At 42.6% G+C, this 13782-nt stretch carries 21 protein-coding genes; 17 read left to right on the forward strand and 4 right to left on the reverse strand.

Annotation, left to right across the window (positions count from 1 at the left end; translation table 11 throughout):
* Positions 1 to 49: 49 nt before the first annotated feature.
* The 6 genes from ACAW68_02090 to ACAW68_02115 all read left to right on the forward strand — a co-directional run bounded on the left by ACAW68_02090 (position 50) and on the right by ACAW68_02115 (position 5108).
* On the forward strand, positions 50 to 1489 hold the full coding sequence (locus tag ACAW68_02090) for an SseB family protein (GenBank protein ID XGA16379.1): 1440 nt from the start codon (positions 50 to 52) through the stop codon (positions 1487 to 1489).
* 108 nt (positions 1490 to 1597) lie between these two features.
* Positions 1598 to 1912 (forward strand): hypothetical protein, encoded by a 315-nt coding sequence (locus tag ACAW68_02095; protein ID XGA16380.1) that lies wholly within the window; start codon positions 1598 to 1600, stop codon positions 1910 to 1912.
* 132 nt (positions 1913 to 2044) lie between these two features.
* Positions 2045 to 2809: a glucose 1-dehydrogenase gene (locus ACAW68_02100; protein ID XGA16381.1), complete on the forward strand. Its 765-nt coding sequence runs from the start codon at positions 2045 to 2047 to the stop codon at positions 2807 to 2809.
* Between the two features lie 170 nt (positions 2810 to 2979).
* Positions 2980 to 3753, forward strand: a complete 774-nt coding sequence (locus ACAW68_02105) for a (S)-acetoin forming diacetyl reductase (protein XGA16382.1) — start codon at positions 2980 to 2982, stop codon at positions 3751 to 3753.
* A 269-nt stretch (positions 3754 to 4022) separates the two neighbouring features.
* On the forward strand, positions 4023 to 4595 hold the full coding sequence (locus ACAW68_02110) for a hypothetical protein (protein ID XGA16383.1): 573 nt from the start codon (positions 4023 to 4025) through the stop codon (positions 4593 to 4595).
* A gap of 216 nt (positions 4596 to 4811) precedes the next feature.
* Positions 4812 to 5108, forward strand: a complete 297-nt coding sequence (locus ACAW68_02115) for a hypothetical protein (GenBank protein ID XGA16384.1) — start codon at positions 4812 to 4814, stop codon at positions 5106 to 5108.
* Positions 5109 to 5272: 164 nt separating this feature from the next.
* Here the strand turns inward: ACAW68_02115 and ACAW68_02120 are convergent, their stop codons facing one another.
* The 4 genes from ACAW68_02120 to ACAW68_02135 all read right to left on the reverse strand — a co-directional run bounded on the left by ACAW68_02120 (position 5273) and on the right by ACAW68_02135 (position 7590).
* Positions 5273 to 6424 carry a tyrosine-type recombinase/integrase gene (locus tag ACAW68_02120; protein ID XGA16385.1) on the reverse strand — a complete coding sequence of 384 codons (1152 nt, stop codon included), beginning with the start codon at positions 6422 to 6424 and terminating at the stop codon, positions 5273 to 5275.
* Positions 6425 to 6530: 106 nt separating this feature from the next.
* Complete coding sequence (locus ACAW68_02125; GenBank protein ID XGA16386.1) at positions 6531 to 6761, reverse strand: heavy metal-binding domain-containing protein; 231 nt, start codon at positions 6759 to 6761, stop codon at positions 6531 to 6533.
* Between the two features lie 70 nt (positions 6762 to 6831).
* Positions 6832 to 7242: an ImmA/IrrE family metallo-endopeptidase gene (locus tag ACAW68_02130; GenBank protein ID XGA16387.1), complete on the reverse strand. Its 411-nt coding sequence runs from the start codon at positions 7240 to 7242 to the stop codon at positions 6832 to 6834.
* On the reverse strand, positions 7243 to 7590 hold the full coding sequence (locus ACAW68_02135; GenBank protein XGA16388.1) for a helix-turn-helix domain-containing protein: 348 nt from the start codon (positions 7588 to 7590) through the stop codon (positions 7243 to 7245).
* Between the two features lie 273 nt (positions 7591 to 7863).
* Between ACAW68_02135 and ACAW68_02140 the strand changes: the two genes are divergently transcribed.
* From ACAW68_02140 to ACAW68_02190, 11 genes are all read left to right on the forward strand, one after another.
* Positions 7864 to 8064 carry a helix-turn-helix domain-containing protein gene (locus ACAW68_02140; GenBank protein XGA16389.1) on the forward strand — a complete coding sequence of 67 codons (201 nt, stop codon included), beginning with the start codon at positions 7864 to 7866 and terminating at the stop codon, positions 8062 to 8064.
* Between the two features lie 132 nt (positions 8065 to 8196).
* Positions 8197 to 8457, forward strand: a complete 261-nt coding sequence (locus ACAW68_02145; protein ID XGA16390.1) for a hypothetical protein — start codon at positions 8197 to 8199, stop codon at positions 8455 to 8457.
* A 74-nt stretch (positions 8458 to 8531) separates the two neighbouring features.
* Positions 8532 to 9137 (forward strand): Rha family transcriptional regulator, encoded by a 606-nt coding sequence (locus tag ACAW68_02150; GenBank protein ID XGA16391.1) that lies wholly within the window; start codon positions 8532 to 8534, stop codon positions 9135 to 9137.
* Positions 9134 to 9265 (forward strand): hypothetical protein, encoded by a 132-nt coding sequence (locus ACAW68_02155; protein ID XGA16392.1) that lies wholly within the window; start codon positions 9134 to 9136, stop codon positions 9263 to 9265. The genes ACAW68_02150 and ACAW68_02155 overlap by 4 nt, the downstream gene beginning before the upstream one ends.
* A gap of 90 nt (positions 9266 to 9355) precedes the next feature.
* Positions 9356 to 9949, forward strand: coding sequence for a hypothetical protein (locus ACAW68_02160; protein ID XGA16393.1), 594 nt, complete (start codon positions 9356 to 9358; stop codon positions 9947 to 9949).
* Between the two features lie 291 nt (positions 9950 to 10240).
* Positions 10241 to 10495 carry a helix-turn-helix domain-containing protein gene (locus ACAW68_02165; GenBank protein XGA16394.1) on the forward strand — a complete coding sequence of 85 codons (255 nt, stop codon included), beginning with the start codon at positions 10241 to 10243 and terminating at the stop codon, positions 10493 to 10495.
* Between the two features lie 12 nt (positions 10496 to 10507).
* On the forward strand, positions 10508 to 10876 hold the full coding sequence (locus tag ACAW68_02170) for a hypothetical protein (protein XGA16395.1): 369 nt from the start codon (positions 10508 to 10510) through the stop codon (positions 10874 to 10876).
* Positions 10869 to 11240: an HTH domain-containing protein gene (locus ACAW68_02175; protein ID XGA16396.1), complete on the forward strand. Its 372-nt coding sequence runs from the start codon at positions 10869 to 10871 to the stop codon at positions 11238 to 11240. Before ACAW68_02170 ends, ACAW68_02175 begins: the two co-directional genes overlap by 8 nt.
* A gap of 82 nt (positions 11241 to 11322) precedes the next feature.
* Positions 11323 to 11598, forward strand: coding sequence for a hypothetical protein (locus ACAW68_02180; protein XGA16397.1), 276 nt, complete (start codon positions 11323 to 11325; stop codon positions 11596 to 11598).
* Positions 11599 to 11608: 10 nt separating this feature from the next.
* Positions 11609 to 12514: a hypothetical protein gene (locus tag ACAW68_02185; GenBank protein XGA16398.1), complete on the forward strand. Its 906-nt coding sequence runs from the start codon at positions 11609 to 11611 to the stop codon at positions 12512 to 12514.
* The gene (locus ACAW68_02190) at positions 12514 to 13776 is read left to right on the forward strand and encodes a hypothetical protein (protein XGA16399.1); all 1263 of its coding nucleotides are present in this window, start codon (positions 12514 to 12516) and stop codon (positions 13774 to 13776) included. The genes ACAW68_02185 and ACAW68_02190 overlap by 1 nt, the downstream gene beginning before the upstream one ends.
* Positions 13777 to 13782 lie beyond the last annotated feature (6 nt).

Here is a 13782-nt window from a genome sequence, read left to right on the forward strand (position 1 = left end):
TTGTATTCGTCCTATTATGAAATGAAGAGCATACAAAAGAGGGAGAAGTATGGAACGCGTCTTTTTAAATATTAACCAGACGAATCGAGAATTAAATCGCAAAATTAAGCAGTATCTCAAGCAGCAAACGGTCCGTGGGCAGGTGCGCGATTTGCGCGTGCTAGCCCGTGCGCTGGCCGACGTGACGTTGTTGGTACCAGTCGCAGTGAGCGATAGCGACCGACGAACCTCATCTTCAGGGTATACCTATGTGATTGGAACCCCAGACGTGCAACGGCAACAAGGTTATACCGTACGTGATGACGGTCGTTATTTGGTGCTGTATACGGATTTGGCTAAAAGTCGTGCGGGTCATCGTGAACCCAATACGATGCAAGTTCAGATGCCGTATGTTTTGCAGAAGTTGGCCCATGCTAAAAATCTAGCGGGCATTATTTTGAATCCGGGCACGGATGATGTTGTTTTGCCAAAAACGTTGTTGGCAGAGGAATTAGACGGTAGTGACACGGGTGCCGTAACTGGAACCGTGGCGGATGACTTACCAATTCAAGCACTAGAACAAGTCGCGCCACCGGTTGGTATTGTAGCGGTTGGACTGCGTGTGAATGAGCTAAGCCGTTTAAATGAAGAGTTGGAAACTTATCGTGCGAAAACGGAACGTCGTATTGATCGCTATGCCCGTCAGACATGGAACTTTGTGGCGGTGATTGTACTGGTGACATTGGCCTTACTGGCTGTTCCTGCACTGGGTAGGCGCGGATTGCTACCGACACTTATCTTGATTGTCTTGGCAGTGATTGTCGGACGAATCATCCCCGTCAGTTCGACAACCCGACAAAAGGCCAAAATCCGGGTTTACGAAAAAGAACGTGCGTTGGTGCGTATGATTGCCCTAGAAGATGAAATTGCACGATTGTCGTTTGATGAAGACGCTACTCAACAACTAGATGATTCGGCCGATTATGGCACCGATGATCTGGATTACATTAATCAAGATGTGCGCAACACAAATTTGGTGCGGTTGTTCCATTATTACAACGCTGCAACTGAGCCGGATGAAAAGGAATATCTGCTTGGTGAAATTGATAAGCAGTTCAAGAAGGCGTTGTTTGTGCAACCTATATTTTCTGAGGGTCACGTCATTGAACGAGATGTTCTAGGACGACCATATATAGCTGACGACGAGACTTGGGTTAACGAGTTTATAGGTGATGGTGAAGGTAATTTATACTTACACCTGTACTTAAAAACAAGAGATGCGATTAAGGATGGCCGGGAAATTTTGACGATACGTCGTTCCGATTGGATTTCGTATATGATGAGAGTAAATCCGAACTTGGTGGGGGTTGCATTCGATATTACAGGCGGGCAACTTGTACTTAGCCGCGAAGAACTAGATCAGTTGCATTACGAGCCAAATTACAATCGTAAGGTGCCAACATCGTACTTCATGCCTGGCGACCTTGATGCATTTAAGAAGCCGGAGTAAGAGCAACAACCGAAGTCTGGTTGGTTTGCGAATGTCGCCCGATCAGACATCGATTGGGTAATTTATGCTTCGTCGATGCTACTGGCGTAAGGTATCGGTTGGTGGCTGATGTATGCGAATAAATTCCAGGATGGACAAAAAGTAGCGTTGGCTGCCGTTGGTTTAGCAGTTATATTCTTTTTGTTCTCGTTGACCATTAGCCGTTATCGAAAGAAATACAACATAAGTGATAGAATCGCACAAAAGAATGATGGTTGGCGACACATCTTGGCCTGGTTTACTGGGGCAGTATACATTGCAACTATTGCTTATATGGTTCAACCGACCTTTGATATGCTACAGATTTACATGGTCATACTAGGATCATCAGCGTTTATGGCGGCAATTTTGATTGTTGTCGGCCTATCTGAGTCACAGAATTAAGTCAGGCGTGGTCTAAGTTATGACCTAAAATCGAACAATTCCGAATCCAAGTGCTCATGTTAAAAATCTTCATATTTGATACGTACCATCCTAAGTAATCAAAGAAAAAATAATAGTGAGGTATTACTTATCATGGTAGATCGTTTGAAGGGCAAGGTTGCTATCGTTACTGGTGGAACAACTGGTTTGGGAAAGGCTATTGCACAACGCTTTATTGATGAAGGCGCAAAGGTTGTCATCACAGGACGTCGTGCAAACGTCGGTGAAGCAACGGCTGCTGAGCTTGGTGGGGATGATGTGATTCGTTTCCAACAACATGATTCAGCTGATGAGCAAGGTTGGAAGGACTTGATTGCTTATACTGAAGAAGCGTTTGGACCACTAAATGTGTTGGTAAACAACGCCGGAATTGGCGCAACGAACGATATCGAGCACGACACGTTCGAAGCTTACCGCGAGTTGATGAGCATCAACGCTGACGGTATGTACTTGGGTACGCAATACGGCTTCCGTGCCATGAAGGATCATGGTGGTGGATCAATCATCAACATGTCATCAATCCTTGGCTTGGTTGGTGATACGATGACAGCTTCATACAACGCATCAAAGGGTGCCGTGCGTTTGTTCTCAAAGTCAGCCGCTGTCTATGCAGCACAAAACGACTTGAACATTCGTGTTAACACAGTGCACCCTGGTTACATCGCAACGCCAATGACTGATGGATCAGGTGAGGGTGACTCAGTTGCACCATACGTTACGCAACGTTTGAAGACACCAATGGGACGCATGGGTGAGCCAGATGACATCGCTTGGATCTGCGTATACTTGGCATCAGACGAATCAAAGTTCGCCACTGGTGCAGAGTTCGTTATCGACGGTGGATACACAGCTCAATAATTAATGACAAGAACGAGATGACCAAATAACGGTCGTCTCGTTTTTTGTTTCGCTCATAGAACTAAATGTGAATAAAATCACATTTACAAACTTCTAAAAAAGAAGTAAACTAATTTGTGTAGAAGTGAGCAAGAGATAATAATATAGAAACTAATTGAGAGGTAAATATCATGGCTGATGTTGCATTTATCACGGGAGCAGGACAAGGAATCGGTGAGGCAATTGCTAAGCGTTTGGCAGACGATGGCTTCAAGGTTGCGGTAGTGGGTCGCACTTTGTCGAAGGTAGAACGCGTTGCGAATGAGATTAACGCTGTTCACCCAGACGCCGCTTTGGCAGTTGCTGCGGATGTAGCAAAGCGCGATGACGTATTTGCTGGTGTACAAAAGACAGTTGATCATTTTGGGGACTTAACAGTTGTGATTAACAATGCCGGTGTTGCACCAACAACGCCAATCATGGAAGTTGACGAAGAGACAATGCGCTGGACGTTTGATACAAATATCAACGGTACAGTGTGGGGAACGCAAGCTGCGGTGGAAGCCTTTAAGAAGGCTGGTCACGGGGGTAAGATTATTAACGCCACATCACAAGCTGGTGTGGAAGGAAATCCAGATTTGACGGTTTATGGTGCATCAAAGTTTGCTATCCGTGGTATTACGCAAACGACGGCCAAGGAATTGGCACCATTGGGTATCACGGTTAACGCCTTTGCACCTGGAATCGTTAAGACGCCAATGATGTTTGATATTGCCCATGAAGTTGGTCAAAACGCAGGTAAGGATGACGATTGGGGAATGGCACAATTCTCTGATGGTATCGCTTTGGGTCGCTTGTCAGAACCAGAAGAAGTCGCATCAGCGGTTGCTTTCTTGGCTGGTAAGGATTCAAACTACATGACGGGTCAAACATTGGTTGTCGACGGAGGAATTGTGTTCCACTAGTAGAACACTTGTTAAAACCATCACATTGAAAACCGGACGGTTTTAGTCTAAAATACAGTTATCACGAACTTATGAATAGTAAGTTCGGCGTGTGGTTTGGCATCTCTCACAATATAATACTCACACACCTATCTCATATAATCGCGATCGCCTGGAGAGGCGAACCGCCAAACCATGAATAACAAGAAACGCTGTTACGTTTGTTCGTAGCAGCGTTTTTATTATGGTATAGTGGGGTACATGATTTTTAAGTTTTGGGAGATACCGAGATGATTGAAGAAGAGTTTGAACAAGCGGTTGCTAAGTTGAACGAGAACTTGAACTTGGCAAAGGTTGATGACATCTTGAAGCCAGTTTTGTTAGCCGGCATGAAGCGTGGTTACGTGGATGCGCACTTGGAAGTGTTCGCTGAAGTCGAGAACATCAATCCAGAAGAGCAAACGGCAGAATGGGTTGACCGTGCGGAGAAGTTTGCGTTGGATAACTTCGGCACATTGGATAAGGTGGCTCGCAAGAACAGTTCTGATTTGTATGCGCAAATTAAGAGCATTTTGTCTGAAGAGTATCACGAGATTACGCACCACAACCACGACAAGATTGGTCAAGCCAATGTGGTAATGCCATACTTCAACGGTTGGTTCTTGGGTGCTTACTACGCCTTTATTGCGTTGTTCACGCAAATGCAACAAGCGCAAGGTGAGGTTGGCCCAACTGAAACGCAAGCAATTGCCAAGGCAGCATCTGATCGTGCCGAGAAGGAAGTGGAAGTAGAACGTCGCAAGTTCAACAACCGCCCAATTTACCGCCAATCAATGTTGCGCGAAATGATGGCAGCATTGTAAGCAAAAAGAAAACGCATGACACAAGCAGATGCTTGATGTCATGCGTTTTTTGGTATGTTGGTGATGTGATGATAAATAACGACACTGGCGCCTGGTTATGTGTGCTGATATTCTTAGATTGGATAAAAAAGAGCGCAATGAATACTGCTACAAATACCCTGATGCATTTGATAGGATTTATGATTTGAGGGTAGAACAGGGAGATGAGACATGAGCTTGATTGAAGAAATAGGTGACCTACCAGCGGATGATGATTGCTCATATTCAGCGATTATTAAGTGGCTGCGTATTGGACTGACGATACGTGTTTTGGTTGGTGATACAATATTTAGCTTTGAACGAGCGCAAGATGATAGCGACAACTGGTGGTTATGGGCTAATGAGACAACTGATAGGAACCCCTTTTTAGAGCTAACGTTTAATACGCTAGAAGAATTTGAGGCCTATGAATACATGCCAGGGCAGACACTAGCTGATATTTGGCAGCCTGAGATGCTGTACGCTATTGAGTGACATCTTGGCGCCAAACAAAAAAACACCGTTATTCATTGACTGAGTAACGGCGTTTTTTATTGTACTGCTCTTAAATATGGAGCCGAGGGGAGTTAGTTTATCCCTTCAAAAGCCCGCTATAACGGCATTTTATTTTTGAAGTACACATGAAAGTACACATCTTATTAAAAATTAACCAGTGACGTAAATACATCGGCCGTCTTTTCCTTGTCACTTTCAGTCAAACCACTGTAAACAGATAAGGTTGTTTGCACATCATCATGCCCCAGTTGATACTGTAATTGTTTAACGTTCATCCCTGCTTGAATTGCTAATGTAGCGTACGTGTGACGGAAACCGTGAACTTTAATTCTTGGCATACCAGCCGCCTTAGCAATTTGAATAAGCCACAAGCGAAGTTTATTCACGTTCTGATAGCCTGTTAGGTCATCGTTAGTAAATACTATTCCAGTTGATTGTAGACCGCTAGAGAGCGTTAAACGGGCTTGTATTGATTGCCAATGCCGTAGAACAGATAATGTGTTGTTGTCTATTTTCACGTCGCGTTTGCCGGCTTTTGTTTTTGGTGGATGTATTTTGTCTTTTACACCCGCGCTAGTCACTAAATTTTTTGTGACGTGGATCAGGCTGTTTTTGTAATCGATATCAGACCATGTTAACGCCAATAGTTCGCCTCGACGCATTCCTGTAAAAGCCAACAAGCGGAATAAAGTGTATATCCTATATCTGTTGTCATCAGTTCCATATAATTGTTCGGCACTGCTTAAAAAATGATTGAGCTGCTCAACAGTATAAAAATCAAGTCTATCCGTATACATAGGGGATGGCTTAGATTTGGGCTTAATGATTTTATCAAATGGATTTATTTCGATTAAGTCCATCACAACGCATTGCTCAATAGTACGTTTGAACGGCATAAGATTTTTATTATAACTTTGAACAATCGTACTCAATTCATTAACAAACTGTTGTAGGATTGTAGGTGTTATCTCATCGACATAACTATCTTTGAACCACTGATCAGTTAGTACGTGGTTATTCATGAAACGAGTTGTTTTATTTAACGTTGTGTCAGCCACTTTGAGTTTGTAGGTCACTAGCCACATCTCGTAGGCATCACGTAATAAAACGCGTTTCTTTTGTTTGGCTTGATGTTCCTTGAGTTGATCTATTTCATCAAGGGCTTTGCGTTCCCACTTTTTAGCAAGGGTAAGGGACGCAAGCCCGTTTTTCTTTTTTTCGCGTCGCTTTCCATCACTATCACTATAAGAAATACGAACGGTGTAAGTCTTATTATTTTGCTTTCTAATACTCATAAAATTAAACACTTTCTATACGGGACTACCACATCGAGCGTATATGTATGACACAAAATTTTGAGTATGTAAGAGGATGCCCAATGATGAACAATCCTTTTAAGTATTAGATTTCTTTTTCAATAGTCACAGCAGTATCGTAGGCAGCTACAGAATCACCGATATTCGCCGATGAAGAATCAAAGCGTATCATAATAACTGCTTTGGCACCTAAAACATGTCCCATGGTTGAAAACATGTTACGTGATCGAGTGGTTAAGCTAAACACTTCACCGTGAGTTTTAGTTACATGATAACCTGCTACATTTCCGGTAGTAGTGATTAAAATTTCTGACATATTCCCCCAATAAAGCTTTTAACGTGATTCCTATCTGCACGTATGTATGCCACCTTAACGGGTGGCTTTTTTAGTTGTACAGAGCTTGCTTTACTGCGAACTCGAAATGAGACTGTAAACCTAAGTGATCCATAAATTCAATCCAGTTACGTTGCTCAGCCGGTACGTCATGGTACACAATGCGGGCAATTAAGCGAATTGCATTTGTGTTGGCAGAGTTTTCTTCAGCCTTCAAGAAGAAAGGAGAGAAGCGATAATAGGGTAGTAAATCATCATCGCCAAAGAGTATATGTGATATTTCGTGTGCAAGTCGAAATACAAAGCTATAGCTGGTTTGGTAATTTGGATTCATCATTATCCGTCTTATGAAGGGGAAAGCTACATCTGGAGATGAATCATCGTGTGTCGTCACGTTGGTGACTTCAATGCCATTTCTGCTGGCTAGGGCTAACAACTCATCAATAATTTCTTCTTCTGTCATCTATTCACCAAACATCAACTTAGCCATTTCATAAAACTTCAATTTTTGTTCATCAGTCAATTCCTTACCACCGAATGAAACAGCAGGGCCAAGCTTGCTTAATGTTTCTTCCAAGTCAATAGGCATGTCATCTTTCTTATTACTGTGCATCTCATCAGTGTTACCTAATAGGTAGTCTACTGATACACCGAGGACGTCCGCGATGGCTTTAAGTGTGGGGTATTTTGGCTCAACCCCTTGGTTGTACCTGTATAGAGCATTTTCTGACAGGCCTGCATTTGTGGCCACCGTCTTCAAGTTCATTCCTCTTGCTTTTGCAACTTCTTTTATTCGTTCAAATACAGTCATATCAATCGGTTCCTTCAACTAATAGGGTAGCTGATGAAAAAAATTACACAAAATTAACACAAATACTTGTATTAATTTACACTCCGTGCAATAATGAATTCATCAAGTAATTGAGCAACAAAAAAACAGACCTAAAATAATCAATGCTTTGGCGAGCGAATGTTGATATACAGGCGTTTATTGTGCTTTTTTTGTATGCCTTTATATTACACCTTGTGTAAAAAATGTGCAATAACTTGTGTAAACAATCAACAACATAAAAGGAGACACAAAATGACAGAACTAGAAATTGCAGCAAAGAAGACTAAGGAAAAATTTGATATTGCACGTATTAAAAGTGGCTTGGGGTACAAAGATGTGGCAGCAATGCTAAACGTTAAGCCGCAACAATTCTCAAGGGCTTTAACAGGAACGCAACCGCGTGATATTCAAATTCAAAAGGCAGCAGCACGTATTTATAACATCGAAATTTAAGAGAGGTTAATCGTATTTATTAATCAGGATAGGATGCACACCAATTTGGCTAGTATAAAAAATAGGGACTACCACACCGAAACCAATAGGTTTAATCCATCCGGAACAATATAGATTAAAGGTATTCATCGTATGAAAAGTACTGACTTTGAAGATTATTCAGCATTGGCCAAAGCCATGCAATCGCTTGCGGATAGATTAGATGCAAGCAGTGGTGGGCGCCAATGGATGAATAAAAAGCAAGCTCAAAATTATGTGAATCTCGGGAAACAAGCATTTCAAAAGTTAGTAGATGACAATGTGATCCCAGTACATTCTTTAGATAATCATGGTTTAGCAAGACTAGAACGTTTTAACAGAACCGAACTAGATAACGCGTTGAAGAACCTATGAGAGTTTGTGTAACAAAAAAACACCACAGCGAGCAGGCCGTGGTGTCAGATAACTATAAGGAAGGTAATTATACCATGGAAGATTTAGTAATGTACGGCACACCAGCCGAAGGTGTTTATACAACAAGTGAAATTGTGGCGAGGTATACGGGTGTATCTGTTGAACACGTCCGACAACTTACGGACAAGCACAAGGGTCAACTAGAACGATTTGGAATTTTGGGTTTTGAAAACTCAAAATTAGACGGACGAGGACGACCACACAAGATTTGGCACTACAACGAGCAACAAGCAACGTTGCTTATTACGTTCATGCGGAACACGGATGCGGTGGTTGAGTTCAAAAGTAATTTAGTTGCCGCGTTCTATTCACAGCGTGAGGAACTAACACATAAGACAATTGCCCTTTCCAACATTAAGCCAGTGAATAAGTCACTTAGTGAAGTGGTCCATGATAGTTGGCCAGATAACCCGCATATGTACTCAACGATCCATAACTTAGCGTTGAAAGTTGTCACGGGTAAGAATGCTAAGCAACTTAAAGCAGAGTTTGGTGTATCAGACGCTAAAGACGCGCTAGCAGCGGAACAAGTATCAGACCTAGAGCATGTTAGAGAAGCTATTAAAGCATTGTTGCTAATTGGTAAGAGTTACGAGGAAGTTAAGGAAGCACTAGCATGACAGACACACAAACATTCTTGTTACAACTACTTGGCATTCTTGCTGGTATTTCTATTATTTACGTCATCGCGTGCATTCTAATTGATTTATATATGGGCGCATTGGTGATTGAAGAAGTAGACGATTAACGATGTGACCTCGGCAAGTCTGAAAACTACCACAGTAAATATTAACGCATGGGGATGCATCCCCAATACCAAAGAAAGATGGTTTTGATTATGAATAAGTATGACTACACGGCGAAGAAGCACCCAGCACTACAAACGGAACGGTATGTACCTGTAACGGTCAATGTACCTGATAAGTACGATTTAGTGGGGACTGTGTCTGAATTGTTGGCGGCAATGCACGCAGTAGACATGGAGACGGTAGAAGGTGATGCCGTTGAGACAGTCGAGCGAAGCCCAATGGTAACAGATGCATGGGTCCGCCTAACAATGGCTATTGAAGAATTGGCCAAGGATATGGGGACGGAAGCAACGTTTGATTTCGTACCGGCTAGTCAACAACCCAATGACCCAATGGGACTATATGATGCAACTGGAAAGCTATACAATGCGATTGAGAGTAAAGACATTGAAACGGCACTAGCACATGTTAAGTACATGGAAGAAATTGCACGTACTTATGCAGACCCACGCAGCGCTGCACACGATCCATTTAACTTGCTTGAATTAACCGAGAAGTTAAACAGTGCGATTGATGCAGAGGACAAGAGCGGAGCAAATGATGTATTGGCGGAATTAGCCGAGAAGGTTCAAGACGGCTTGAAACGTGCCAAGGCAGACCGAGAGTTTAACGAAAACAGCTAAACGCAGACGCCACACGGCTCACTGGTGGCGTCATACATACAGAACAAACTAATTAAAGGACAACTTTATTAGTTATTACCGTGCCAGCGCCTTGTATGTGGTGGCTGGTGTACATAACGTGACCCAAGCAAGTCCTTAAACTGCCCAGTGGACAGTCTTTGTGTTTATCAAAAATAAACCGAATGCGAGCAGCCAACTCACCACAAAGAAAAAACGACTAGTAACCTGTGCCGACCAAAGCCCGTTACTAATCGTTACCACGCACCCAAAAGAAAGGACACGGTTTTATTTATGAATGCTACCAGTATACCAGATATTGAAAGCTTAGTGGCGGCGCTAGACCGGCTAACCGCAGCAGTCACGGCGCCAGAGAAAAGCCCATGGTTATCTAAGATTAAGGCTTATAACTATTTGGATGTGTCGCCTAAGACCTTTCAAAAATTGATAGATAAAGGCGTGATTAAGCCACATTCATTGTTTGAATTTGGAGTAGCACGGGAATTATTTAATCAATCGGAATTAGATGAAGCCATAAAGCGATTATAAGGAGGCGATGAGATGAAAGGACTAGACAACGCCACAATTAGACTGGTGGCAAGTGATGTGAATGATTTGATTAAGGAAGGCGGGCACAGTCAACTAGCCGTTATTGCAACAAGTGGGGTGGCTTTGACCTTGCAGGCGCTTATTAGTGCCACAACGGCTGATGAGTTGCCATATATGGTGACAAGCAATGTACGCAGTTTATTGCGTGAATTGGATAAGCCAAAGACGAGTTCAGACTTTGAATTAGGTTTCATGTTGGCAGTATCAGCAGCTGCACAAGCCATTACAGAAACAGATCTAACCCAGTACACGAAGAAACATGTACTTGAAGTGATAAACGCGAAGTTGGGTGATTTGAAAGGAGTTGATACAGATGAGTGAAGAAACATTAACGGAACAGCTTGAGCAGTTGGTGGCAATGTTGCCAGAAGGCGCAGAGAAGCCCGTAAGCATCTCTGAAATTGCGACACGCCTAAATACCAACAAACGTACAATCACGGCATGGGTGGCGTTCCTGATTAATCATAAGGGTGTACCAATTGGTAGCCGACGCAGTGCGCCGAGTGGGTACTACCTGATTACCAGTGATGAAGAACGAAACAATGCGATTGCCCCACTCACGGCCCAAGCATTGGAGGAGTTGAAGCGTGCTGAAAAGTTGCGGTCAATTGACTTGCATACGTGGCGTAATAATTTCAACGACAACAAAAAAAGCAACCACAGGCGTTCCGTTGAACACGCGTAGTTGCTTTGTACCTTACTCACGGCGAAGTTTCCCGACCGATACCGTGAACACTCTCAAAAACAAAAGGAGATTTCTATACATTATGGAACAATCGACAAAAACGCGCAAGCTGGCAGATATATTGGATGAAGCTGAACAACGAAGCGCAGCATTAGCTGGATTGGCTGATGTTGTATCTGACTTAAGCGAAGATGAAGGATCAGTAATCGTTACTGTTAATTCAAGTAAAGAAACATTTGAGTTAGCCAACAACAGTTTAAACAACTACCGAAAAATAAGTGGCGTCTCATTATCATTGCTAATACTGGCTAACGACGTTTTAAAGCTAACTAGTGAAGCAAATATGTCTGCTGAATAGGTGGAATCTAATGATTTATACACAAACAAGCGTATTGGCCAAACAATATACAGTAGTCGACGGTATAGATGATTTTGCACACCTTGTCACGACCACGGCAACACCGACACAAGCGCAGAACCTGACGAGCGAACAACTGGAGACCTTTAAACATACCAGTGCACCGTACGTCGTTTATGGTCTTGTTGCTGGAATCAACAGGGCAGATAGTGAAGTGACAGCTCGAACCATCTTATTTTTGGATGTAGACGGTAGTGAAGCCACGTATAACGAAGTGAGAGACAGGATAACTGCTGGGTTATTAAACCAATATAGTCTAGTTGCTTATCCAACTATCAGTAACGGTATTAAGTCCGGTGCACGGATGCGTATTGCTATCGAACTGAGCCGACCAGCACCACCAGATGACTATATCAAGGTGTGGCGAGTGGTGAGTTATTTACTGCACGTCACAGCGGACGAAGCAGGGGCAACAAGGCAGTTTAAGCAGTTGGCTGGGACATATATACTAACAACGCAAAACGAGCACAGTGAGCCTGTGATTAACGCAAACGATACGGTAGTTTTGCCGGTGGATGAATTCGTCAAGATATTTGATGAGAACCCAAACCGATATGAATCTAAGCAAGCAAAAACCTCTCAACGTGTTGAGAACAACGAAGATCGAAAACCTTGGATGGTCACTAACGCACGAATGGTTACAGCGCTACTAGACCCTGAGAATAATTACGGGTTGTTTGGAGGCTGGGATAACATGCTAACAAGTGTAGGCGGTTGGGTTTATCGAAATACTGGTGGCAATATACGATTCACGTTGGATGTCGTCGAGCATTTAAATAGTTTAGGAAGTGACCCGATTCCAATTAGTGAATTGGGTCCAAAGTTTAAAAGTTGGGTGAAGAATTGGAGGTACTAATGGCGGAAAGCTTGAATGAGCAAGAGCTAGCAGAATTATCGGCAGAGCAACCTATTAGGGTTGAAAAAGATAAGGAACAAGTTTTGCTAGAAGAATTTGCAAAGGAGGCGCCGGTATTTGGTGAAAATGCGGTGTATGTGTTCCTAAAGCGTAAAGGACGTTTGAATAGCCGACTTTTGAAAAATATTACAACCTTGGTAAAGGCAGAAGCAAATAGCGTAGGGGTAAACAATGATCCTAATCTAATTAACACTTATCACGGGGTATTCAACATTGATACAAAACAATTGGAACCGCGTGGCAGTCGATTATTCGACCATATCCTGCCGGAGTATGACCCACGAGCAAATGCAACAGCCTTTACAACGTTATTGAATAATTACAATACACCTGAATACCCTAATTTGTCTGATGATTTGTTGAAGTTATTTGGGTACCAGCTGTTTGGAAATAACCGACTAAAGACTTTTTTTATTATTCATGGGGACGGTGACAATGCTAAAAGCACCTTGTGGAATCTGATGGAAAACGCCTTGGGTAGTGAAGAAGCTGATGGTTATGCCACTAAGCTAGACAGTGAGACATTCATCAATAAAAGTAGCAACTTTGTAGTTGGCTTGAACTCGATTAACAACAGTCGATTCTTATTTTCGGATGAGATGAAACAAGGGGTAGAACTAGAAGGCAACCTGATAAAACAGCTAGTAGCTGGTGAAGGTTCAACTGTGAAGTTTGAAGCAAAAGGAAACAAGAAGCAACAGAGTGCTAATGTTATTAGCCCCGTTGTATTGCTGGTAAATGACGTACCAAGTTTTAAAAATGCAGATGACGCCACCCGAAATCGTATTGCCATTGTGGAGTTCACAAAAAAGTTTGTACGTAATGACCCAGAAGCGGCAAAGCTAATTAAGCAAGCAAAGGATGAACGTGCCGGTATATTCAATATGATTGTGAACGCTTATGATCCTGATTGGCAAGTACCTAAGCGTTGGCTATCTGATGCAACTAATATCGTGAACGCACAAGCTGATGATGAAGATGAGGTATACCACTTAGAACAGTCTTTGCCATTGGTTATCGTTGAAACGGGCGATACACAAGACCGGGTCCGACGTGGCGAATTACACCAAGCGTTGAAAGCAAAATACTATTTACCAAAAGAAGTTAGTTTTCCAAACACAAGACGGTTGGCTATCTTATTACCTCACAATTTTAATATTGGAGTTGATGGTAACTTTTACACGAAGGTAGAACTGCTTTGATGCTCA

The organism is Weissella confusa (assembly GCA_041871065.1).
Lineage (GTDB): Bacteria > Bacillota > Bacilli > Lactobacillales > Lactobacillaceae > Weissella > Weissella confusa_A.